Origin of the sequence: Geobacillus sp. 46C-IIa, from assembly GCF_014679505.1 — a bacterium.
GTDB lineage: Bacteria > Bacillota > Bacilli > Bacillales > Anoxybacillaceae > Geobacillus.
The window spans coordinates 773,058-795,634 of record NZ_CP061474.1; the positions used below are offsets into that span (position 1 = coordinate 773,058).

22 protein-coding genes and 1 other annotated feature (1 of these 23 only partly in view) are annotated in these 22,577 nt (G+C 54.3%); of the genes, 20 read left to right on the forward strand and 2 right to left on the reverse strand.

All coding sequences use genetic code 11. The features are described from left to right. Positions 1-111: 111 nt before the first annotated feature. The 10 genes from IC803_RS03905 to yajC all read left to right on the forward strand — a co-directional run bounded on the left by IC803_RS03905 (position 112) and on the right by yajC (position 7,813). Positions 112-846 (forward strand): YhcN/YlaJ family sporulation lipoprotein, encoded by a 735-nt coding sequence (locus IC803_RS03905; protein WP_081208448.1) that lies wholly within the window; start codon positions 112-114, stop codon positions 844-846. A gap of 132 nt (positions 847-978) precedes the next feature. Beyond that, positions 979-1,722 carry a YebC/PmpR family DNA-binding transcriptional regulator gene (locus tag IC803_RS03910; RefSeq protein ID WP_081208446.1) on the forward strand — a complete coding sequence of 248 codons (744 nt, stop codon included), beginning with the start codon at positions 979-981 and terminating at the stop codon, positions 1,720-1,722. Between the two features lie 99 nt (positions 1,723-1,821). Then, complete coding sequence (locus tag IC803_RS03915; protein WP_081208444.1) at positions 1,822-2,832, forward strand: DUF3231 family protein; 1,011 nt, start codon at positions 1,822-1,824, stop codon at positions 2,830-2,832. Between the two features lie 79 nt (positions 2,833-2,911). Continuing rightward, on the forward strand, positions 2,912-3,394 hold the full coding sequence (locus IC803_RS03920) for an intercompartmental signaling factor BofC (RefSeq protein WP_081208442.1): 483 nt from the start codon (positions 2,912-2,914) through the stop codon (positions 3,392-3,394). A gap of 99 nt (positions 3,395-3,493) precedes the next feature. After that, positions 3,494-4,078 carry a Holliday junction branch migration protein RuvA gene (gene ruvA / locus IC803_RS03925; protein WP_081208440.1) on the forward strand — a complete coding sequence of 195 codons (585 nt, stop codon included), beginning with the start codon at positions 3,494-3,496 and terminating at the stop codon, positions 4,076-4,078. A gap of 30 nt (positions 4,079-4,108) precedes the next feature. Further along, positions 4,109-5,110 (forward strand): Holliday junction branch migration DNA helicase RuvB, encoded by a 1,002-nt coding sequence (gene ruvB / locus IC803_RS03930; RefSeq protein ID WP_081208438.1) that lies wholly within the window; start codon positions 4,109-4,111, stop codon positions 5,108-5,110. Next, positions 5,107-5,313 carry a DUF2905 domain-containing protein gene (locus tag IC803_RS03935; RefSeq protein ID WP_081208436.1) on the forward strand — a complete coding sequence of 69 codons (207 nt, stop codon included), beginning with the start codon at positions 5,107-5,109 and terminating at the stop codon, positions 5,311-5,313. Before ruvB ends, IC803_RS03935 begins: the two co-directional genes overlap by 4 nt. A gap of 15 nt (positions 5,314-5,328) precedes the next feature. Next, positions 5,329-6,357 (forward strand): tRNA preQ1(34) S-adenosylmethionine ribosyltransferase-isomerase QueA, encoded by a 1,029-nt coding sequence (gene queA / locus IC803_RS03940; RefSeq protein ID WP_081208434.1) that lies wholly within the window; start codon positions 5,329-5,331, stop codon positions 6,355-6,357. A 17-nt stretch (positions 6,358-6,374) separates the two neighbouring features. Further along, positions 6,375-7,517, forward strand: a complete 1,143-nt coding sequence (tgt, locus tag IC803_RS03945) for a tRNA guanosine(34) transglycosylase Tgt (protein WP_081208432.1) — start codon at positions 6,375-6,377, stop codon at positions 7,515-7,517. A 23-nt stretch (positions 7,518-7,540) separates the two neighbouring features. After that, entirely contained in the window at positions 7,541-7,813 is a 273-nt protein-coding gene (gene yajC / locus IC803_RS03950) for a preprotein translocase subunit YajC (RefSeq protein ID WP_063165159.1), read from the forward strand. Positions 7,814-7,901: 88 nt separating this feature from the next. Here the strand turns inward: yajC and IC803_RS03955 are convergent, their stop codons facing one another. Then, entirely contained in the window at positions 7,902-8,285 is a 384-nt protein-coding gene (locus IC803_RS03955; RefSeq protein ID WP_081208430.1) for a TIGR04086 family membrane protein, read from the reverse strand. A 67-nt stretch (positions 8,286-8,352) separates the two neighbouring features. Then, positions 8,353-9,915 (reverse strand): stage V sporulation protein B, encoded by a 1,563-nt coding sequence (gene spoVB, locus IC803_RS03960; protein WP_081208428.1) that lies wholly within the window; start codon positions 9,913-9,915, stop codon positions 8,353-8,355. Positions 9,916-10,023: 108 nt separating this feature from the next. On the opposite strand from spoVB, the gene IC803_RS03965 reads away from it, so the two are divergent. The 10 genes from IC803_RS03965 (at position 10,024) to ahpF (ending at position 22,192) form a co-directional block, all read left to right on the forward strand. Next, a complete protein-coding gene (locus IC803_RS03965; protein ID WP_081208426.1) occupies positions 10,024-10,314 on the forward strand; it encodes a post-transcriptional regulator in 291 nt (96 codons plus the stop codon). A 119-nt stretch (positions 10,315-10,433) separates the two neighbouring features. Beyond that, positions 10,434-12,686: a protein translocase subunit SecDF gene (secDF, locus tag IC803_RS03970; protein WP_081208424.1), complete on the forward strand. Its 2,253-nt coding sequence runs from the start codon at positions 10,434-10,436 to the stop codon at positions 12,684-12,686. Between the two features lie 143 nt (positions 12,687-12,829). After that, positions 12,830-13,732 (forward strand): cation diffusion facilitator family transporter, encoded by a 903-nt coding sequence (locus IC803_RS03975; RefSeq protein WP_081208422.1) that lies wholly within the window; start codon positions 12,830-12,832, stop codon positions 13,730-13,732. Between the two features lie 57 nt (positions 13,733-13,789). Further along, on the forward strand, positions 13,790-16,147 hold the full coding sequence (gene recJ, locus IC803_RS03980; protein WP_081208644.1) for a single-stranded-DNA-specific exonuclease RecJ: 2,358 nt from the start codon (positions 13,790-13,792) through the stop codon (positions 16,145-16,147). After that, positions 16,147-16,659, forward strand: coding sequence for an adenine phosphoribosyltransferase (locus tag IC803_RS03985; protein WP_063165165.1), 513 nt, complete (start codon positions 16,147-16,149; stop codon positions 16,657-16,659). The genes recJ and IC803_RS03985 overlap by 1 nt, the downstream gene beginning before the upstream one ends. 140 nt (positions 16,660-16,799) lie before the next feature. Continuing rightward, entirely contained in the window at positions 16,800-18,998 is a 2,199-nt protein-coding gene (locus IC803_RS03990; protein WP_081208420.1) for a RelA/SpoT family protein, read from the forward strand. A gap of 22 nt (positions 18,999-19,020) precedes the next feature. After that, entirely contained in the window at positions 19,021-19,479 is a 459-nt protein-coding gene (gene dtd / locus IC803_RS03995; protein ID WP_063165167.1) for a D-aminoacyl-tRNA deacylase, read from the forward strand. Between the two features lie 78 nt (positions 19,480-19,557). Continuing rightward, positions 19,558-19,731, forward strand: coding sequence for a hypothetical protein (locus IC803_RS04000; RefSeq protein ID WP_190304264.1), 174 nt, complete (start codon positions 19,558-19,560; stop codon positions 19,729-19,731). A gap of 359 nt (positions 19,732-20,090) precedes the next feature. Further along, the gene (ahpC, locus tag IC803_RS04005; RefSeq protein ID WP_020960702.1) at positions 20,091-20,654 is read left to right on the forward strand and encodes an alkyl hydroperoxide reductase subunit C; all 564 of its coding nucleotides are present in this window, start codon (positions 20,091-20,093) and stop codon (positions 20,652-20,654) included. Positions 20,655-20,668: 14 nt separating this feature from the next. Continuing rightward, positions 20,669-22,192, forward strand: a complete 1,524-nt coding sequence (gene ahpF, locus IC803_RS04010; RefSeq protein WP_081208418.1) for an alkyl hydroperoxide reductase subunit F — start codon at positions 20,669-20,671, stop codon at positions 22,190-22,192. Positions 22,193-22,468: 276 nt separating this feature from the next. Next, positions 22,469-22,577, forward strand: a binding site (T-box leader); it runs 121 nt beyond the window's last position.

The following is a 22,577-nucleotide window of genomic DNA, read 5'->3' on the forward strand; positions in this document are numbered from 1 at the left end:
CGCCTTGCTGGTGTGAACTGACAGCGATAACCCCCCTGCTTTTTCCGCAAGCTAAACGTAAGGCTGGCTCCATGCCAGCCGTGGGCGAAGGAAACCAAGGGGGGTTTTCCATTGAGATACGCGGTCAAATGGATCGGTGTATTGTCAGCAGCCGGCTTGCTCGCTTCATGTGCCAATTACGGGGCCGAGGACGAAGGAGCCCGGCACTACAATAATGCGGCGAGACCGATCGGCTATTACTCGACTGAACGGGGCGATGATTTCGGCTACGGCCGTTACGGGACGAACGCGCTCAACTACGATAATAACTATATATGGGCGCGCCGCGGACCGGCGACCGACTATTTGACGGATGACGGCCGCCTTGGCGGGCCGGCGGCGACCCGGTTTGATACCGATGTGCCGGCTCTTCCGCGCGGGGTCGATTTTGGCGACGGCGATTACAACTATCATGGGCATTTGCATTCGCTGAATGTCGATCCGCATCCGTCGTACTACCGCAGCTATGACGGCGCTCTAGTTGAAGAGCTCTCCCGCCGCGCGGCAGCGGTGGATGGGGTGGACGATGCCCGCACTGTTGTGTACGGCGACCAAGCGCTTATTGCCATTGCGACCGATGCCCGCCATCCGGAGCGGCTTGAAGAGCGTGTCGCCAAAGCGGTGGCCCCGTATGCCAACGGCAAACGGGTGCGCGTCACATCCAATCCGGGCATGTACAACCGCGTCCGCACGATTGACAACACCATTCGCCGCGGCGCGCCGATCAGCATGGAAGAAATTCGCCGCGATTTGCGCACCATTTTTATTGGCGATACGATTCAAGAACGGCCGGAAAACAATCGCTAGCCCGGCGAGGGGGGTGCCATTAGGCATCCCCTTTCTTTGTTCTCGGCTTCCAGCTAGGAACAGCTGACATGTTCCACGTTTTTTGCTATAGTAATATCGGAACATTCCGTTGTGATGAGAGGAGAAATTTCGATGGCTGGACATTCGAAGTGGAAAAATATCCAACGGCGGAAAAACGCTCAAGATGCCAAGCGCGGCAAGCTGTTTATGAAACTGGCGAAAGAAATTTATGTCGCCGCGAAAACCGGCGGAGGGGACCCGGCGGCCAACGCGAGCCTGCGCCTTGTCATTGAGAAGGCAAAGGCGGCCAATATGCCGGGCGAAAACATTGAACGGGCGATTAAAAAAGCAACAGGAAACCAAGAGCATACGAATTATGAGGAAATCCGTTATGAAGGATATGGGCCGGGCGGCGTCGCTGTGATGGTTGTCTGCCTGACCGATAATAAAAACCGCACCGCCGCCAACGTGCGGGCGGCATTTTCGAAAAACGGCGGCAACCTGGGGGAAACGGGCTGCGTCTCTTACTTGTTTGAGCGCAAAGGCTTGCTCGTCATCGATCGTGAACAGCACAACGTTGACGAAGAGGAGCTGTTGCTTTTGGCGATTGAGGCGGGAGCGGAGGAAATGGAAACGACGGATGAGTCGTTCGAAATTTATACGGCGCCCGAGTCATTTGAGACGGTAAAAGAACAGCTCGAACAGCAAGGATTCACGTTTGCGAGCGCGGAAATCACGATGATTCCGCAAACATATACAACGTTATCAGGCGATGAATTGAAAAAAATGTTGAAGTTAATCGATACGCTTGAAGATGATGATGACGTCCAAGAGGTGTACCATAACTTGGATGAATCGGTGCTTGAGGAACAATAACATCCGTCAGCGGCACGCTGGCGATTTTTTTTGCCTTGACTACATACAGCAGAAGGCCGGGGAACATAATAACAAAGAAACAAGGGGGTGCAAAACTACATGGAAGGAAATGTTGCTTCACTAACGAGTGCAGAGATTTCAAGCCTTTGGAGCACGTATATAAATGACAGCATCGTCGCCTGTTTGCTGACGCACTTTGCAGAAACGGTGACCGATGACGATATTCGCCCGCTCATTACTGAGACGTTGAACGTCGCCAACGGGCATTTGCGCGCCATCGAGCAGCTGTTCGCTGCCGAAGGGATCGCCAAGCCGGTCGGCTACCCGGTGGAGAAGCATGTGTATCCTGGTGCGCCGAAGTTGTTTAGCGATATCTTCTACTTAGAATATATGTATCATATGTCCAAGTTCGGCCTCACCTCGCATAGCGGGGCGATCGCCTTGGCATCGCGCCAAGATGTTGCTCAGTTGTTCCACCAGTTTTTGAACGAGGCGGTGATGTTAAACGACCGCGCCCGCCAGCTCCTGCTGGAAAAAGGGGTGTACGTTCGCCCGCCGTATATGGTGTACCCGAAAGAAGCGGCATTTATTGAGAAACAAAGCTTTTTAACCGGCTGGTTCGGCCCGCGCCGCCCGCTGCTCGCTGTCGAAGTGGCCCATTTGTTTACAACGGCGCGCAACAACGAGATTGGCAAGGCGACATTGACCGGATTTGCCCAAGTGGCGGCCGATCCGGAAATCCGCAACTTTTTCTTGCGTGGAGTGCGCGTCTGTTCCGATATTATGAACACCGTTCATGACGTGTTGCGGGAAAGCAACGTGCCGACTGTCATGTCCCCGGATGTTACCGTCACCGACTCGACAAAGCCGCCGTTTTCCGACCAATTAATGATGGCCGTTATTAACGCGCTATCCGCGATTGGCACGGCGGAATACGGAGCGGCGATGGCGGTGAGCCTCCGCCGCGACATTATCGCTTTATACGCCAGCTTGATCGCCAAAGCCGGCGCTTTTACCGAGGACGGGGCCAACATGATGATCGACCGCCGTTGGCTCGAATATCCGCCGCACTTTTTGGACCGGCGGGAGCTTGTCTTGCAAAAAAGCTGACGGAACAGGAATAAAATGGCGCCTGTCGGCGAAACTAATGGTGTAAGAAAACCATCATTTCGGAAGAGAGGAACGGACCATGCGAATTCTTTCCATCCTATTGTTGGCTGCCGCGATCGTATTGCCGACTCATTGGACGTTCGCCGCGTCGGCGCCGGTGAAAATGACGATCGTGTTGCAGCAGCAATACGTAGACGGAGAGATCAGTGAGGAAAAAAGAGTAGAAACGGTCGTTTCGTTAACAGAAATATGGAAAAAGTACCGTGACTGGCAACTGATTACTCTCGATGACCGGACGATCGTCTTTCGCAAAACGATCAACGACATTTCCCCGTTGTTAAAAACAAACGGCTATTTCGGGATCACCAATGACGGCACATTGTCCATTTTCAACGGCAAACCGAATCAGTCAGGGGAAATTATCCAGTCGTTTTTCCAAATCGATGTCGGAAAGCTGGAAAGCCGCCAACAGGCGAAATTAAAACAAGGCATCCGCGTCCTCTCGAAAGAACAATATGAACAAGTGATCGAAATATACCGGCATTTTGCGGTTGTGCAATAAAACGAAATCCCGTGGTGTGAAGCGCATCGCGGGATTTGTTTTTGTTATAATGAAATCGTATGATACAATGAAAGGGCGAGAAAAGGAGAGGAGCATCCATTGATCGAGTTCATCCGCGGATATGTCGATTACATCTGTCCCGAATATATTGTGATCGACCATAACGGCATCGGCTATGAAATTTTTACTCCCAACCCGTTTGCCTTCGAGGGGAGCCGTGGGGCGGCGGTGACGGTATATACATACGAATACGTGCGTGAAGATGTGCACGCCTTATACGGATTTCTGACGCGCGAAGAGCGGAACTTGTTTGCCAAGCTGCTCCAAGTGTCCGGCATCGGACCGAAGGGAGGGCTCGCCATTTTGGCGGCCGGGCGGCCGGATGAGCTGGCGCGGGCGATTGAGGAAGAAAATGAGGCGTTTTTATGCAAGTTTCCGGGCGTTGGAAAAAAGACGGCCCGGCAAATGATTTTAGATTTAAAGGGAAAGCTTGCGATATTTTCTGTGCCGGCGGCTTCGCGCCCGGCCGTTCCCCTTTCCGGGGAGCTTGCCGAGGCGGTTGCTGCGCTCAAGGCGCTCGGCTATGCGGAACGGGAAATCGACAAAATTATTCCGGCGCTTCGCGAGGAAACGATGACGACGGAACAATACGTCAAGCGGGCGCTGGCGCTGTTGCTGAAATAAATGGCAGCTGGCTAAAAGGGAGGGACGACGGTGGACGAACGGCTTGTATCCGGTGCAGCTTTAGGCGGCGAGGCGGCGCTCGAACCAAACTTGCGCCCGCAATATTTGCGTGAATATATCGGGCAAGATAAAGTCAAAGAAAACTTGCAAGTGTTTATTGAAGCGGCCAAGCTGCGTGAAGAGACGCTTGACCACGTCTTGCTGTATGGGCCGCCGGGGCTCGGGAAAACGACGCTTGCCGCCATTATTGCCAATGAAATGGGTGTCAAGATGCGGGCGACATCCGGGCCGGCGCTTGAGCGGCCCGGTGATCTAGCGGCGCTTTTGACCTCGCTTGAGCCGGGGGACGTGCTGTTTATTGATGAAATCCACCGGTTGCCGCGGACGGTTGAAGAAGTGCTGTACCCGGCGATGGAAGATTACTGTTTGGACATTATGATCGGCAAAGGGCCGGAAGCGCGTTCGCTTCGCCTTGATTTGCCGCCGTTTACGCTTGTCGGAGCGACAACAAGAGCCGGGGCGCTGTCCGCCCCGCTGCGTGACCGGTTTGGCGTCATCAGCCGGCTTGAATATTATCAAGTGGACCAGCTGGCGCAAATTATTGAGCGGGCAGCGGCCATTTTGCATATGATAATCAGCAGCGAGGCGGCGCTCGAACTGGCGCGCCGGGCGCGGGGCACGCCGCGCATTGCCAACCGGCTGCTCCGCCGCGTCCGCGATTTTGCCCAAGTGCGCGGGGACGGGGAAATCACGCTGCCGCTCGCTGTCGAGGCGCTCGAGCGGCTGCAAGTCGACCGGCTCGGACTTGATCATATTGACCATAAGCTGCTTTTGGCGATCATCGAAAAATTTGCCGGCGGCCCGGTCGGGCTCGAGACGCTGGCGGCGGTGATCGGAGAAGAAGCGCAAACGATCGAGGAAGTGTATGAGCCGTATTTGCTGCAAATCGGCCTATTGCAACGGACGCCGCGCGGGCGTGTCGCCACGCCGTCGGCATATGCTCATTTAAGAATGGAGGTTCCGAAGCGGTGAACAGCTTGCCGAAGTTGATCATAACGATTGGCGTCGCGCTGGTCATTGTCGGGTTTGTTATGCAGTTTATCAAACTCGGCCGCTTGCCGGGGGATATCGTCATCCGCAAGGGGAATATGACTTTTTATTTCCCGATCGTCACATCGATCTTGCTAAGTGTCGTATTATCATTGATTTTTTATGTGCTCGGGCGGTTTCGCTAAAGGGAGGAAAGCTTTATGAAAGTGGACTTGTTTGATTTTTACTTGCCGGAAGAGCTCATTGCACAAACGCCGCTCCCGGACCGGGCGGCGTCGCGGCTGATGGTGCTCGATAAACGGACGGGCGCCATTCGCCATGAAACGTTTCGCAACATTATTTCGTATTTACATCCAGGCGATTGTCTCGTCTTAAACGACACCCGCGTCATGCCGGCGCGCCTGTATGGAGAGAAAGCGGAAACGGGCGGGATGGTCGAGGTGCTCTTGTTAAAACAGTTGGAAGGCGATCGTTGGGAGACGCTGGTCAAGCCGGGCAAACGGATCAAGCCGGGAACGAAGCTCGTCTTTGGCGGCGGAAAACTGCAGGCCGTTTGCCTCGATACGCTGGAACACGGCGGCCGGGTGCTCGAGTTTTCATACGAAGGGTTGTTTTATGAAGTATTGGCCGAGCTTGGCGAAATGCCGCTTCCGCCGTATATTAAAGAAAGGCTCGACGACCCAGAGCGGTATCAGACGGTGTACGCGCGCGAAATCGGCTCGGCCGCGGCGCCGACAGCCGGCCTTCATTTCACCGAGGAGCTGCTTGACGCCATTCGCGAAAAAGGGGTGCATGTCGCTTTTATTACGCTTCATGTCGGGCTCGGCACGTTCCGGCCGGTGCAAGTGGATGACGTCGAGAAACACGATATGCACGCCGAGTTTTACCAAATGAGCGAGGAAACGGCGGCGATCTTGAACCGCGTGCGCGCGGACGGCGGCCGAATTATCGCTGTCGGCACGACGTCGACGAGGACGCTCGAGACGATCGCCGGCAGGCACAACGGCCGGTTTGCGGCTGAGAGCGGCTGGACCGACATTTTCATTTACCCGGGCTATGAGTTTAAAGGCATTGACGGGCTCGTGACAAACTTTCATTTGCCGAAATCGACGCTTATTATGCTTGTGAGCGCGCTCGCCGGGCGCGAACATATTTTGCACGCGTATGAAGTGGCGGTCAAAGAGCGGTATCGCTTTTTCAGCTTCGGCGATGCGATGCTCATCATTTGAGAAAGGAGAACAGCACGTTGACGACACCGATTCGCTTTGAACTGATCAAAACGTGCCGGCAGACGGGCGCGCGTCTTGGCATCCTCCATACGCCGCACGGCTCGTTTGAAACGCCGATGTTTATGCCGGTCGGGACGCTTGCCACGGTCAAGACATTGTCGCCGGAAGAGCTGAAGGAAATGGGGGCAGGCGTCATTTTAAGCAATACGTACCATCTTTGGCTGCGTCCAGGCCATGACATTGTCGCGGAGGCGGGCGGCCTCCACGCCTTTATGAACTGGGATCGCGGCATTTTGACGGACTCCGGCGGATTCCAAGTGTTTAGTTTGAGTGAATTTCGCCGCATCGAAGAAGAAGGCGTCCATTTCCGCAACCATTTAAACGGCGACAAGCTGTTTTTATCGCCGGAAAAAGCGACGGAAATTCAAAATGCGCTCGGCGCTGACATCATCATGGCGTTTGACGAATGCCCGCCATATCCGGCAACGCATGACTATATGAAACAGTCGGTCGAGCGGACGAGCCGTTGGGCGGAGCGTTGCCTAAAGGCGCATCGGCGCCCGAACGAGCAGGGGCTGTTTGGCATCGTCCAAGGCGGTGAATATGAGGACTTGCGCCGGCAAAGCGCCCGCGATTTAGTGTCGCTCGATTTTCCCGGCTATGCGGTCGGCGGATTGTCGGTCGGCGAGCCAAAAGACGTCATGAATCGGGTGCTTGAGTTTACGACGCCGCTTTTGCCGGCGGACAAGCCCCGCTACTTAATGGGCGTCGGTTCGCCCGATTCGCTCATTGACGGAGCGATCCGCGGCATCGATATGTTTGACTGCGTCTTGCCGACGCGCATCGGCCGTAACGGGACGGTCATGACGAGTGAAGGGCGGGTCGTCATTAAAAACGCGCAGTATGCCCGCGACTTCACACCGCTTGATCCGCACTGCGACTGCTACACGTGCCGAAACTATACGCGCGCCTATATCCGCCATCTCATCAAGTGTGATGAAACATTTGGCATCCGGCTTACGTCTTACCATAACGTCTATTTTTTGATAAAATTAATGGAGCAGGTGAGACAAGCGATTCGTGAAGATCGGCTCGCCGATTTTCGTGAGGAATTTTTCGAACGCTACGGCTTTAACAAGCCGAATGCGAAAAACTTTTAGCCATCGGAAAGGAGGGGGATTGAATGAACGCGGCGATTGCGAATTTGTTGCCAATCGTGCTGTTTTTTGTCATTTTCTACTTTTTGCTCATTCGTCCGCAGCAAAAGCGGCAGCGTGCCGTCCAGCAAATGCAGGCGAATTTGAAAAAAGGCGATAAAATCATCACGATTGGCGGTTTGCATGGCATCATCGACTCGGTCGATGAAGATAAAATCATCATCCGCGCGGGTGACGGCACACGGCTTACATACGACCGTTCCGCGGTGCGTGAAGTTGTGTCGGAAACTAAAGCATAACCTGAATGAAAAGCCGTCAGCCGATGGCGCTGGCGACAAAAGCGGCTGTTTCGTCCAGAAACAGCCGCTTTCGCATTGGGACGCCCGCTTATGCACGCTCGCGGCGCGTCGGTGACAAATTGACGCCGACGATGCCGCCAAGGGCGGCGGCGACAAAAAAGACAAGGTGGTACAGCCATTGTTCCGCTGTAAACGGCTTTTCAATGCCAAGAAATTGAAACAAAAAGATGAGCGCTGTAAACAAGAGGCTGGTCAGTCCGCCGGCAAGCCATCCTTTCTCTTGGCTTTTCCCGCCGGCAACGATGCCGCCGATGAACATCGAGATAACCGAGACAGTAAAAATCACCCATGTCAGCGATGATTCATGAATGTCCGTCCACTTAAGAAGCAACGAAAAAACGAAGCTAATGAGCGCCGCCAACACGAAAATGGTGGCGACCCCATATACGAGTGCGCTGCCAAGCCGTGACACTGTATTCCCCCCCTGATCACAACCGTTTTACCGCTATATATATTCGTTGCCGGACATGTTTAGAAGTTTATTTTCGTCCGTTCTTCCGAGCGAGCCAATGAAGTCCCGGGAGATAGACGAGCTCTTCGCGCTTGATAAGCTGAAAAAACAACAGGACGGTCACATATAAAGCAATCGTTGCCGCCATGGCGAACAGCGTCCATAATGGCGAAGGCATGGCCGCGGGCGGATAGCGGAAAAGCGCATAGCCAGCCGCACCGGCGGCAGCGATGGCAACGAGCGCTTTCGCATATTCGCGCGCGTTGATCGAAAAGGAGACGGCCTTGGCGACGGTGGCGAAGTGGAGAAGCGTCACAAGCACCGTGCCGATGGACGTCGCAAGCGCCGCTCCCATAATGCCTAAGCTTGGCCGCGAGGCAAGGACGAAGATGCACGCGAGCTTGACCGCCGCCCCGATCAAGCTGTTCGTCATGGCTGCATTTGCCAAGTCGAGCCCTTGCAACACCGCTTGGAGTGGGCCTTGGAAATAATAAAATAAGAAAAACGGCGCCATCACTTGAATAAAGATGGCCGCTTCGCTCGTGCCATACATCCACCGCATGAGCGGTTCGGCAAAAATGTAAAGGACGACGGCGGAAAGACCGCCGGTGACAAGCGCTAAGCGCATGGCCTGGGTGATCCGGTATTCGACCAATAGCGGCTTGTTTTGCGCCATCGCCTCACTAATGGCCGGCACAAGCGCTGTCGAGAGCGCGTACGTAATGAATGACGGCAAAGTGAGCAGCGGCAGCGCGTAGCCGACAAGCTGGCCGTACTGCTTCGTGGCGGCGGAGGCGGCCACGCCAGCCAGAGCTAAGCTGTTGGCGACGACGATCGGCTCGAAAAACCAAGAAAGCGAGCCGATCAAGCGGCCGCCGGTCGTTGGCAGGGCGATCCGCATGAGGCGGCCGAACGTCTCTTTGCCGGCATGCACATAGCGGAAAAAGTTCGTCCGCAGGCGGATGGACTTTTTGAACTTAAATAAAAACAACAAGTACAGTAAGGCGGCCAGTTCGCCAAGGACGGAAGATGCCATGGCGCCGGCGGCGGCGTATTCGACGCCGTACGGCAGGAGCGGTCTTGTGCATAGAGCGATCAAGCTGATGCGGACGATTTGTTCAATCAAAAGCGAGTAGGCGTACGGCTTCATTTGCTGGCGTCCTTGAAAATAGCCGCGCAACACCGAAGAAATCGCCACGATTGGCACGACCGGGGCGATGGCCATTAACGGGTAGTACGTGCGCGGATCGGTGAACATCGTCCGCGAAAGCCACGGCGCTGCAACAATGAGCGCCGGCAGGAATACGAGACTCAGCACCCCGGTCGTCGTGAGCGACACGACAAGAATTTTTTTTACCCGTTGCCGGTCGCCGGCCGCTTCCGCTTCAGCGACGAGCTTGGAAATAGCGACAGGCAGCCCGATTTGGGTCGCCGTAATCGCTAACACGAGCGTCGGCACGGCCATCATGTACAGCCCGACCCCCTCGTCGCCGATCATCCGGGCGACGACGATGCGGTTGATGAAGCCGAGAATTTTTGTAATAAAACCGGCGGCGATTAAAATGATCGTCCCTTGCAAAAATTTGGACATTTTCTTTCCCTGCCTTCTCAAATGCCTTAATCTTTTATACAATATATGCGAGACACATGGCCAAGCATGACAAGGATCATAGCTGGCATGGCGCGGGAGGGTGAGAGAATGGAAAGGGAGAGGCAGCTGCGCAAACAGCTCATGCCGGCGCTTGAATGCAAATATGACGAGTTCCGCCTGCTCGGCTACACGCAAGTGACGATCGACGGGCTATGGGAATGTTTGTGCGCCCGAAAGTGGAAAAACGCGTTAGCGGAAAAAAAACTGTACGAGCTTGTCAGCGACATTTTGTCGCTTTCGCCCGGGGAATACATGGCGTTTTTGACGATGCGTTCATACGAACGGCAGCGGTCAGCTGGCGACGATGATTTGGAACGCGTTCTCAACGAGTTGTTATAGCAAAAAATTGACACCCATGATCGGCTGGCCCATAATGAAAGTCGAAGCCGATGTGTGCAACGATGGCGCTGCCGGGGCTGCCGGGCGCCAAGACGAATCGAAGGAGGATTTTAAAGCGAATGGTAAAACGAGGCCGCATCGTCGCGTTTTTTCTGCTCCTGCTCCTATTTGCCGGAGTGATCGGACCGACGATTCAAGGAATTGTACATAATATCAAGCTAGGCCTTGATTTGCAAGGCGGGTTTGAAGTGCTGTATGAGGTGAAGCCGGCGAAAAAAGGCGATAAAATCGACCAAGAAACACTCCAAAGCACGGTCAGCGCCTTAAACAAGCGGATTAACGTCCTCGGCGTCAGCGAGCCGCGCGTTGACATCGAAGGCGGAAACCGCATCCGCGTTCAGCTCGCCGGGGTGAGAGACCAAAACGAGGCGCGCGAAATTTTGGCGACTCAAGCCAAGCTGACGTTTCGCGACGTGAATGACAATGTACTCATGGACGGGAGCGACCTCGTCCAAGGCGGGGCGAAGCTGTCGTTTGATGAAAACGGCCGGCCGAGCGTCGCGATTAAGCTGAAAGACGCCGATAAGTTTCGCCAGGTGACGGAAAAAGTGTACAATATGGGGCCGCCGAACAATATTTTAGTCATTTGGCTTGACTTTGAAGAAGGGGTTGACTCGTACCGGAAAGAAGCAGGCAAGGCGAATCCGAAATTTATTTCCGCCGCCTCAGTCAACCAAGTATTCAACCAGACGGACGTGTCGATTGTCGGCAATTTTACCGTGAAAGAAGCGCAGCAGCTCGCCGACTTGCTCAACGCTGGCGCGCTTCCCGTCCAATTGCATGAAATTTACTCGACGTCCGTCGGCGCCCAATTTGGGCAAAACGCCTTGCAAAAAACGGTATTGGCCGGCATCATCGGCATCGCTGCCATCTTCTTGTTTATGATTTGGTTTTACCGGCTGCCCGGCGTGATTGCCGTCATTACGCTATCGATGTACATTTATTTGATTTTGCTCTTGTTTGACTGGATGAACGGCGTTTTGACGCTGCCGGGCATCGCCGCCCTTATTTTAGGGGTTGGGATGGCGGTCGACGCCAACATTATTACGTATGAGCGGATCAAGGAAGAGCTGAAGCTTGGCAAATCGGTGCTGTCGGCGTTTCGCGCCGGCAACCGCGGTTCGTTTGCGACGATTTTTGATGCCAACATTACGACGATCATCGCCGGCGCCGTCTTGTTCATTTACGGGACAAGCTCGGTCAAAGGGTTTGCGACGATGCTCATCATCAGCATTGTCGCCAGCTTTGTCACCGCCGTCTACGGCACGCGCCTGCTGCTCGGGCTGCTCGTCTCAAGCCGCTGGCTTGATAAAAAACCGGGGTATTTTGGCGTGAAAAAATCGGAAATCTTAAACATCGCCGAAACGACCGACGAGACGGAAGTGCCGACAAAGTTTGACCGCTGGGATTTTGTCAAGCATAGCAAAAAATTTTTCCTTTTCTCTGGCGCCTTGACGATTGCCGGGGTCATTTCGCTTGTTGCCATGGGGCTCAACCTCGGCATTGACTTCACGAGCGGGACGCGCGTTGAAGTGACGAGCAACCGCCCGATCGATGCCAATGAACTGGGCAGTTATTTTAAACGGCTTGGCCACGAGCCGGAGGAGGTTGTTTTATCCGGCACGGATGGAAAGACGGGGGTTGTCCGTTTAATCGGCGTGCTCGATAAACAAGAAATCGCCAAGTTAAAAGGCGAGTTGAAACAGACGTACGGGTTTGAGCCAAACGTGAGCACCGTCTCGCCAATCGTCGGCAAGCAGCTTGCCCGCAACGCGCTCATCGCCGTGCTCATTTCGTCGATTGGAATTATTCTTTATGTGACGATCCGCTTTGAATGGCGGATGGCGTTGGCTGCCATCATCGCTTTATTGCACGATGCGTTTTTTATCATTACCGTGTTTAGCTTGACGCGGCTTGAGGTCGATTTGACGTTTATCGCCGCCGTGCTGACGATCATCGGTTACTCGATCAATGATACGATTGTCACGTTTGACCGTATTCGCGATCTCATGAAGAAGCGGAAAGTGAAAACGGTCGACGATCTGAAACATATTGTCAACCGGGCGTTGCAACAAACGTTCACACGCTCGATCAACACGGTGTTGACGGTTTTGATTACGGTCATTGCCTTGCTTTTGTTTGGCAGCGAGGCGATTCGCAACTTCAACCTCGCCTTGCTCGTCGGCCTTGTGTGCGGCGTCTATTCTTCGCTTTTCATCGCTGCACAGCTGTGGGTCGTTTGGAAAGGAAATGCGCTCAAAAAAGGCAAAGGGGCGAAAAAAGCCGCGCCGGAAGCCGAACCGCATCTGTAATGGCCGCACCGGGAAAAGCGAACGCTTTTTCCGGTGCTTTTTCTTTGCTGACGATGCTTGCAACGGAAAATGGATACACTAATGGTCAGATGAAGCATAAGCAGCTGCGACGCTGCTAGACGTGAAAGTGGGGGAAGCTGGCCATGGAAAACGAACAGCGATTCAGGCAGGCGAAAACAGCAGCGCTCGTCGGCATTGTCGGCAACATGGCGCTTGCCGCCATCAAAGCGGTCGTTGGGATGTGGAGCCAAAGCCAAGCGCTGATCGCTGATGCTGCCCATTCGGCGTCCGATGTCGCCGGATCGTTCGCCGTTTGGATCGGGCTGCGGGCCGCGGCGCGCCCTCCGGATGAAGACCATCCGTACGGGCACGGAAAAGCGGAATCAATCGCTGCCATTATTGTAGCGGTCCTTTTGTTTCTTGTCGGGCTCGAGATCGGACGATCGGCGTTCATGTCGTTTTTCGCCCCGCTGTCGCCGCCGGGGATGGCAGCCGTTTATGTCCTGTTGGCATCGATCGTTGTCAAAGAAGCGATGTTTCGCTATAAATACCGACTCGGGCAAAAGCTGAATAGCGATGCTTTGATCGTCAACGCCTACGAACATCGCTCTGACGTCTTTTCCTCCCTCGCCGCACTCATTGGCGTCGGTGCTGCTATTCTTGGCGGAAAGTGGGAAATCGGCTGGCTCGTGTATGCCGACCCGTTCGCTGGGCTGTTTGTCGCCATCCTTGTTTTAAAAATGGCGTGGGAGCTTGGCCGGAAGTCGATCCATACGGCGATCGACCACGTGCTCCATGAAGAGGAGACCGGCTATTTGCGGGAGGCGGTGCTGTCGGTTCCGGATGTGCGGCAAATTAACGAACTATACGCGCGCGAGCACGGTCATTACGTGATCGTCGATTTGAAGATCGCCGTTGATCCGCTGCTGACGGTCGAAGAAGGGCACCGGATCGGCAAAAAAGTGAAGGAAAAGCTGCTGACGCTTCCGCGCGTCCGCAACGTGATGGTGCATATCAATCCGTATGATCCGGAAAAAAAGACGTAATGTCGTTGCCTGCCCTTTTCTCCTTTTTGTATAATAAGGAGAGTTGAGGTGGGGGACATGTTAAAAGCGAAAACGCGTTGGGAAGTTGATCGCCCGGACGAACAGACGGTGAAGCGGCTGGCCGAAGAAGCCGGCATCGCGCCGTTGATGGCAAGGCTTCTTGTTCGCCGCGGCGTGCGGACGGCGGCGGAAGCGGCCGCGTTTCTCGATCCGCTCGGACAGCCGTTTCACGACCCGTTTTTGCTCGACGGGATGGAGCGGGCGATCCAGCGCTTAGAGCGGGCCATTGACGCCGGCGAACTTGTGCTTGTCTATGGCGACTATGATGCCGATGGCGTCTGCAGTACGTCGGTGATGGTGAGCGCTCTGAAAGAGGCGGGGGCGTCGGTTGAGTTCTACATTCCCAACCGCTTTACGGAAGGATACGGTCCGAATGTGGCGGCATTTCGCGCCGCGAAAGAGCGGGGCGTTTCCGTTATTGTGACCGTCGACAACGGGATTGCCGCGGTCAATGAAATCGCTGCCGCTAACGAGTGGGGACTTGATGTCATTGTGACCGACCACCATGAACCCGGTCCGGTGTTACCGGAGGCGTACGCGATCATTCATCCAAAAAAGCCGGGAAGTACATATCCGTTTCGCGATTTAGCCGGCGTCGGCGTCGCATTTAAGGTGGCCCACGCATTGCTTGGGCGGGTGCCGCGCCATTTGCTTGATTTGGTAGCGATCGGGACGATCGCCGACTTAGTGCCGCTCGTTGGAGAAAACCGCCTCCTTGCCGCGCAAGGGCTTGAGGCGCTGCGCAAAACGGATCGCGCCGGGTTGCGCGCCCTTTGGCGGCAATGCCGCATTGATGCGGCGTCAGTCAACGAGCAGACGGTCGGTTTTGCCATCGCGCCGCGGCTGAATGCGGCCGGCCGCCTCGGCGGCGCCGATCCGGCTGTGGCGCTGCTAATGACAGACGATGAGGACGAAGCGGTTCGCTTGGCCCAAGAGATGGACGAGCTAAACCGTGAACGCCAGCAGCTTGTGGCGCAAATGGCTGAAGAAGCGGCGGAGATGGTGCGGCGCCAGTTTCCGCCCGAAGAGCATCGCGTCCTCGTTGTCGCCGGTGAAGGATGGAATCCGGGGGTTGTCGGCATCGTTGCCTCGAAGCTTGTTGAGCAGTTTTACCGTCCGGCAGTCGTGCTTTCGGTCGATCGGGAAAAAGGGATCGCCAAAGGCTCGGCTCGCAGCATCCACGGCTTTGACCTTTTTTCCAGTCTGTCCCAATGTCGTGACATTTTGCCGCATTTTGGTGGCCATCCGATGGCGGCGGGAATGACCTTAGCGCTGGATGATGTGGAGGAATTGCGGGGGCGGTTGAACGCCATCGCCGGCAGGACGTTGTCAGACGACGATTTTACGCCGCCGACGTTCATCGATGCTGCCTGCTCTGTTGCCGAGCTGACGCTGTCAGCCGCACGAAGCTTTGAGCGGCTCGCCCCGTTTGGCGTCGGCAATCCGCGGCCTTTTCTGCTCATCGAGGAGGCGGCGGTTGAAACGATGCGTCGCGTCGGGGCGAACGGCGCCCATATGAAAGCCGTCTTTTCCCAAGACGGTGCAACGGTTGATGCCATTGGCTTTGGCCTCGGACCGCTCTGCGAGGAAATCGCTCCAGGGGCGCGTGTTTCGGCTGTCGGAGAACTTTCGGTGAACGAATGGAACGGGCTGGCGAAGCCGCAGCTGGCATTGTGCGATGTAGCGGTGAGCGGCTGCCAGCTGTTTGATGCCCGCGGCTGCCGCGACGTCCGCCCGCTTCTTGAGCGGCTGCCGAAAGAGAAGCGGCTGCTCGTCTTGTTTCGCCGCGAAACCGAAAATCGCTTAGATTTGGCGGCATTTCGCGACGAACTTCATTATGTGCCAAGTGATGAAGAGGCGGGCGCCTTAGTGATTGACGGCCGCTATGTCGTGCTGCTTGACTTGCCGCCAAAGCTCGGCCGGCTCGCCGCCCTGCTCGGCAACGGGCAGCCGGAGCGCATTTACGCGGTGTTCGCACAGCCGGAAGCGCAGTTTTTCCGGACGTTTCCGACGCGCGACCATTTTAAATGGTTTTATGCTTTTTTGCATAAATACCGTTCGTTTCCGCTCACCGAGCGGGGCGGGCAATTGGCGCGCGCCCGCGGCTGGACGGAAGAGACGGTTCATTTCATGGCGAAAGTGTTTTTAGAGCTTGAGTTTATTCGCGAACAAAACGGCGTCATCTCACTCGTCCGTACACCGGCGAAGCGCGATTTGCATGAGTCGCCGACATACCGACGCCGACGGGATGAACTTGAGGTGGAACACCAGTTATTATATTCCACTTACGAGCAGTTGAAACGCTGTTTAACAGAAATGACACGTTCGCAAACGTACGAGGAGGCAAACGTATAATGGATTTGAAACAATATATTACGATTGTGCCTGATTTTCCGAAACCGGGGATCATGTTTAAAGACATTACGACGCTGATGGATAACGGAAAAGCGTACAAATACGCGACCGACCAAATTGTTCAGTATGCGCGCGAAAAGCAAATTGACATCGTTGTCGGCCCGGAAGCGCGCGGCTTTATTATCGGCTGTCCGGTTGCCTATGCGCTCGGCGTCGGTTTTGCCCCGGTGCGCAAAGAAGGAAAATTGCCGCGTGAAGTCGTTCGCGTTGAATACGGATTGGAGTATGGGACGGATGTGCTGACGATGCACAAAGATGCCATTAAACCGGGGCAGCGCGTCTTAATTACCGACGATTTGTTAGCGACGGGCGGCACGATGCGGGCGACGATCGATTTGGTCGAGCAATTGGGCGGAGTGGTGGCCGGCTTGGCGTTTTTAATCGAACTGACCGAGCTTGGCGGGCGCAAAAAATTGGAAGGGTACGATATTTTGGCGCTCATGCAGTTTTAAATAGTCGACATTGTTCGCTTCTTCCGCTACAATAGAGAAAAAAGGGGCACTCGCACGAGTGCTCTTTCTTATTAACGTCATCGATGTTTACGCCTTGGCGCGTGAATTTTATTTTATGGAATTAAAGGTGATCCAACCATATGGCCAATGAACAAGTGCTGACAGCGGAGCAAGTGTTTGAACAGGCGGGCTGTTATTTGTCGGAACAAGATGTCGCTTTTTTAAAAAAGGCGTATGAATTTGCGAAACACGCCCACCGCGATCAATTTCGGAAGTCGGGCGAACCATATATCATCCATCCGATTCAAGTCGCCGGTATTTTGGCTGACTTGAAAATGGATGCGACGACGATCGCCGCCGGGTTTTTGCATGATGTCGTCGAAGACACCGAGGCGACCAAAGAGGACCTTGAGAGAGAGTTCGGTGCGGACGTGGCGATGCTCGTTGACGGCGTGACGAAGCTTGGCAAAATTAAATATAAGTCGCAAGAGGAACAACAGGCGGAAAACCACCGGAAAATGTTTTTGGCCATGGCGCAAGATATTCGCGTCATTTTAATCAAGTTGGCCGACCGCTTGCATAACATGCGGACGTTAAAACACTTGCCGGCGGAAAAGCAGCGGCGCATCGCCAATGAGACGCTCGAAATTTTCGCCCCGCTCGCTCATCGGCTCGGCATTTCGAAAATTAAATGGGAGCTTGAGGATACCGCACTTCGTTATTTAAATCCGCAACAATATTACCGCATCGTCAACTTGATGAAGAAAAAGCGGGCCGAACGCGAGCAATATTTGGAAGAGGTCATTCAGGAAGTACGTGAACGGCTCAATGAAGTGCACATTCCGTGCGAAATTTCCGGACGTCCGAAACACATTTACAGCATTTACCGGAAAATGGTTATGCAAAACAAACAGTTTAATGAGATTTACGATTTGCTCGCCGTCCGCATTATCGTCAACAGCATCAAAGACTGCTATGCGGTGCTCGGTATCATCCATACGTGCTGGAAGCCGATGCCAGGCCGGTTCAAAGACTACATCGCCATGCCGAAGCCGAACATGTACCAGTCGCTCCATACGACGGTCATCGGTCCAAAAGGCGAGCCGCTTGAGGTGCAAATCCGCACGTTTGAGATGCATCAGATCGCCGAGTTTGGGATCGCTGCCCATTGGGCGTACAAAGAAGGAAAAACGGTGAAACCGAACTCGTTTGAAGAAAAGCTGTCGTGGTTTCGGGAAATTTTAGAATGGCAAAACGACGCCAGCAATGCCGAAGAGTTTATGGAGTCGCTGAAGATGGATTTGTTTTCCGACATGGTGTTCGTCTTCACGCCAAAGGGCGACGTCATCGAGCTGCCGGCCGGGTCGGTGCCGATCGATTTCGCCTACCGCATCCATTCGGAAATCGGCAATAAAACGATCGGCGCGAAAGTGAACGGCAAAATGGTGCCGCTTGATTATAAGCTGCAAACCGGCGACATCGTCGAAATTTTAACGTCGAAACATTCGTACGGACCGAGCCAGGACTGGCTGAAATTGGCGAAAACGTCGCAGGCCCGCAACAAAATCCGCCAGTTTTTCAAAAAACAGCGACGCGAGGAAAACATTGAAAAAGGGAAAGAGATGGTCGAAAAAGAGGTGCGGGGTCTCGGTTTCGAGCCGAAAGAAGTGATGACGGCCGACAATGTAAAACGCGTTGCGGAAAAGTTCAATTTCTCGAACGAAGACGATATGTACGCGGCCGTCGGCTACCACGGGATTACGGCGATGCAAATCGCTCACCGGCTGACGGAAAAATGGCGCAAACAGCGCGACCTCGAAGAACAGCAGCGCAAGCTGGCCGAAGCGGTCTCAGAAGCGAAGCTGCCGGCCGGCAAAAAACGCGACTGCGGCATTCGCGTCCAAGGGATCGACAACTTGCTCATTCGCTTGTCGCGCTGCTGTAACCCGGTGCCGGGCGATGAAATTATCGGCTTTATCACCCGCGGGCGCGGCATTTCCGTCCACCGCGCCGACTGTCCGAACGTGCAGGCGGGAGAGGCGGCTGACCGGTTGATCCCTGTCGAATGGGAAAGCGGCACGAACGGCGAGCGCGAGTATAACGTCGACATTGAAATTACCGGCTTTGACCGCCGCGGCTTGCTCAATGAAGTGCTGCAGGCGGTGAACGAGACGCGCACCGACATTTCCGCCGTCTCGGGCCGCTCGGATCACCGGCATAAAATCGCGACGATCCATATGACGATCGCCATTCATAACATCAGCCATTTGCAAAAAGTAGTGGAGCGAATTAAACAAATTCCTGACATTTATTCAGTTCAGCGCCTGATGAACAACTAGGGGCTTCGAAAGGAGGGACGCGATGAGAGCGGTCATCCAGCGGGCGAAACAGGCGAGCGTCACCGTCAGCGGCGAGGTCGTTGGGGCGATTGACGCCGGGCTTGTCGTGCTGCTTGGCGTCACGCACGATGATACGGAGGATGACGCCGCCTATTTGGCGGAGAAAATCGCCCATTTACGCATTTTTGAGGATGAAGGCGGAAAAATGAACCGCTCGTTGCTTGAGGTTGGCGGGGCGGTGCTGTCGGTGTCGCAGTTCACCCTTTACGGCGACTGCCGGAAAGGGCGGCGGCCGAACTTTATGGCAGCGGCGAAACCGGATCGCGCGTTGCCGCTTTACGAGGCGTTCAACGCCTTCTTGCGCGAAAAAGGCGTCCGGGTCGAAACCGGCGTGTTCGGCGCCATGATGGACGTGTCGCTCATAAACGACGGGCCGGTCACGCTTATTATCGACAGCGGCGACAAACCGGGAAACGAATGACGTTTCCCGGTTTTTTTATTTTCAGCGGAAAATGGGAAAGATGAAAACAAACCGGCGGCGTAGAAAGGAGGAAGAGCGATGCGGCAAACAGGCAGAAGCGAGCAGGCGCACCGAACAAACGACGTGCTTTCCGCCGACTTCCATGAATGGATGCGGCTTGAGGCCGAATACAGCGCTTTTGAGCTAGCGTCTGAGTTCGGCGTGACTCTAAAAGATATGCAAATGTTAAAAAAACAACGGTTTCGCCCGTGAACATGGCCAAGCGCTGACGCTTCGGACGATGGGACGGCGCCCGGCGTGTGAGTGTTTGGCGGGCTTGGGCTGTATGGCAATCAAATTGGATGACTGGCGCGATGGAGCTCTCGAGGAGAAAAGGACGGATATGCGAAAACTGAAGCGGCTGATCCCCCTCCGGCTTGGGAGCTTCTCAGTCAGGCTGATGAATCAATGTGCATCCTATGGGCGCCCCGTTCCGCACCCGAAGCCGGATGGGCGCGATGGAAAAATTTTAAGCATATGTGTTGACAAAATATATACTTCTATATGATAATCAATATCGTATTAAAATCATTTTAATCTAAACACTAGCGATTGCAGGAGGTAGATGAAGAATGTCTCTCGTAGGGAAAAAAGTAGAACCATTCAAAGCACAAGCGTATCACAACGGAGATTTTGTTGAAGTGACGGAACAAAACTTCCTCGGGAAGTGGAGCATCGTTTGCTTCTATCCGGCCGACTTTACGTTCGTATGCCCGACGGAGCTCGAGGATTTGCAAGATCATTACGCTACGTTTAAAGAACTTGGCGTCGAGGTATATTCGGTTTCGACCGATACGCACTTTACACATAAAGCATGGCATGATACATCGCCGGCGATCAGCAAAATCGAATACGTCATGATCGGCGACCCTTCGCACCAACTGTCGCGCATGTTTGATGTGCTTGACGAAGAGCAAGGACTGGCTCAACGCGGCACGTTCATCATCGATCCGGACGGCGTCATCCAAGCGGTGGAAATCAACGCTGACGGCATCGGCCGCAAAGCGAGCACGCTGATTGATAAAATCAAAGCGGCTCAATACGTGCGCAACCATCCAGGTGAAGTGTGCCCCGCAAAATGGCAAGAGGGCGGTGAAACGCTGAAACCGAGCCTTGACCTCGTTGGCAAAATTTAAGGAGGCTTTTGACAATGCTTGATGCTGACATCAAGGCACAACTCGCTCAGTACTTGCAATTGCTTGAAAATGACATTGTTTTGACGGTAAGCGCGGGAGACGACAACGTTTCCCGCGATATGCTTGCTTTAGTCGATGAGTTGACGGCCATGTCGCCGAAAATCAAAGTGGAAAAAGCAAAGCTTGAACGCACGCCGAGCTTCAGCATCAACCGGGTCGGCGAAAACACCGGCGTCACCTTTGCCGGCGTCCCGCTAGGCCATGAGTTTACGTCTTTGGTGCTTGCCCTGCTTCAAGTGAGCGGTCGGCCGCCAAAAGTGAGCGAGGATGTGGTGCGCCGCATTCAACAAATCCGGGGCAAACATCATTTTGAAACGTACGTGAGCTTAACGTGCCATAACTGTCCGGATGTCGTTCAAGCGCTCAACATCATGAGCGTGCTGAACCCCGATATTTCGCATACGATGATCGACGGGGCGGCGTTTAAGGACGAAGTGGAACAAAAAGGCATCATGGCAGTGCCGACCGTCTTTTTAAACGGTGAGATGTTCGCCAGCGGCCGCATGTCGATTGAAGACATTCTCGCGAAATTAGGAAGCGAGCCGGATGCTGCTTCGTTTGCCGATAAAGAGCCGTTTGACGTGCTTGTCATCGGCGGCGGGCCAGCGGGGGCGACAGCTGCCATTTATGCGGCGCGTAAAGGCATTCGCACCGGCATTGTCGCCGAGCGCTTCGGCGGACAAATTTTAGATACGCTCGGCATTGAAAACTTCATCAGCGTCAAATATACGGAAGGACCGAAGCTGGCGGCCAGCATAGAGGAGCATGTCAAACAATACGATGTCGACATCATGATCCAGCGCGCCAAACGGCTTGAGAAAAAAGACTTGATTGAAGTTGAGCTGGAAAACGGCGCCGTCTTAAAAAGCAAAACGGTCATCCTTTCCACCGGCGCCCGCTGGCGAAATCTCGGCGTGCCGGGCGAGGAAGAGTTCAAAAACAAAGGCGTCGCCTACTGCCCGCATTGTGACGGTCCGCTGTTTGAAGGCAAGCACGTGGCGGTCATCGGCGGCGGCAACTCCGGCGTGGAAGCGGCGATTGACCTTGCTGGCATCGCCAAGCATGTGACCGTGCTTGAGTTTGCCCCTGAATTAAAAGCGGATGCTGTTTTGCAGGACCGGCTGTACAGCTTGCCGAACGCGACGGTCATCAAAAACGCGCAAACGAAAGAAATTACTGGTACAGACAAAGTGAATGGCATTACGTATATAGATCGGGAGACAGGGGAAGAGCACCATATCGAGCTGCAAGGCGTATTCGTCCAAATCGGCCTTGTGCCGAATACAGAGTGGCTCGAAGGAACGGTGGAACGGAACCGCATCGGCGAAATCATCGTCGATAAACGCGGAGCGACCAATGTCGAAGGTGTCTTTGCTGCGGGCGACTGCACGGACAGCGCCTATAAGCAAATCATTATTTCGATGGGTTCGGGCGCTACCGCGGCATTGAGCGCGTTTGATTACTTAATTCGCCATTAAGAGAGCCGTTTTCGGCTCTCTTTATATATAAAGGATCATCGGTTTCAACCTCTATGCATGGTATAACCCGCCTTTAGACATGGAGTGAGCCGATTGCTTTGATGTAGCCGGCTCTATGATTCCTAGCAGAGGGGAGGCATTGAACGTCTCAAATCGGGCGCATAAGGCATTTGAAGCCCCAACTTTAAGCTGGGCGCAGGCAAAGAGCGGTTTCGCAGCAAGGTAGCTTGACAACGTCCGGCTTTCTCCGTAATATAAAATTACATTTTCTATACGTGACAACCGATGACGGAGAAAAGTAGTTAAGGCCCACATGGCCAGAGAGGAAACGCCTGAGGCTGTGAGCGTTTCTCCATGATGGCTTAACGAAAGACACTCCATAGGT

Coding starts and splice junctions, on each gene's coding strand:
- queA (WP_081208434.1), top strand. CDS start 5,329: ATGAAAGTGGACTTGTTTGATTTTTACTTGCCGGAAGAGCTCATTGCA.
- IC803_RS03920 (WP_081208442.1), top strand. CDS start 2,912: ATGCGAATTCTTTCCATCCTATTGTTGGCTGCCGCGATCGTATTGCCG.
- spoVB (WP_081208428.1), bottom strand. CDS start 9,915: ATGTCCAAATTTTTGCAAGGGACGATCATTTTAATCGCCGCCGGTTTT.
- dtd (WP_063165167.1), top strand. CDS start 19,021: ATGAGAGCGGTCATCCAGCGGGCGAAACAGGCGAGCGTCACCGTCAGC.
- recJ (WP_081208644.1), top strand. CDS start 13,790: ATGTTAAAAGCGAAAACGCGTTGGGAAGTTGATCGCCCGGACGAACAG.
- secDF (WP_081208424.1), top strand. CDS start 10,434: ATGGTAAAACGAGGCCGCATCGTCGCGTTTTTTCTGCTCCTGCTCCTA.
- IC803_RS03965 (WP_081208426.1), top strand. CDS start 10,024: ATGGAAAGGGAGAGGCAGCTGCGCAAACAGCTCATGCCGGCGCTTGAA.
- IC803_RS03990 (WP_081208420.1), top strand. CDS start 16,800: ATGGCCAATGAACAAGTGCTGACAGCGGAGCAAGTGTTTGAACAGGCG.
- IC803_RS03985 (WP_063165165.1), top strand. CDS start 16,147: ATGGATTTGAAACAATATATTACGATTGTGCCTGATTTTCCGAAACCG.
- ahpC (WP_020960702.1), top strand. CDS start 20,091: ATGTCTCTCGTAGGGAAAAAAGTAGAACCATTCAAAGCACAAGCGTAT.
- IC803_RS03915 (WP_081208444.1), top strand. CDS start 1,822: ATGGAAGGAAATGTTGCTTCACTAACGAGTGCAGAGATTTCAAGCCTT.
- ahpF (WP_081208418.1), top strand. CDS start 20,669: ATGCTTGATGCTGACATCAAGGCACAACTCGCTCAGTACTTGCAATTG.
- IC803_RS04000 (WP_190304264.1), top strand. CDS start 19,558: ATGCGGCAAACAGGCAGAAGCGAGCAGGCGCACCGAACAAACGACGTG.
- IC803_RS03975 (WP_081208422.1), top strand. CDS start 12,830: ATGGAAAACGAACAGCGATTCAGGCAGGCGAAAACAGCAGCGCTCGTC.
- yajC (WP_063165159.1), top strand. CDS start 7,541: ATGAACGCGGCGATTGCGAATTTGTTGCCAATCGTGCTGTTTTTTGTC.
- IC803_RS03910 (WP_081208446.1), top strand. CDS start 979: ATGGCTGGACATTCGAAGTGGAAAAATATCCAACGGCGGAAAAACGCT.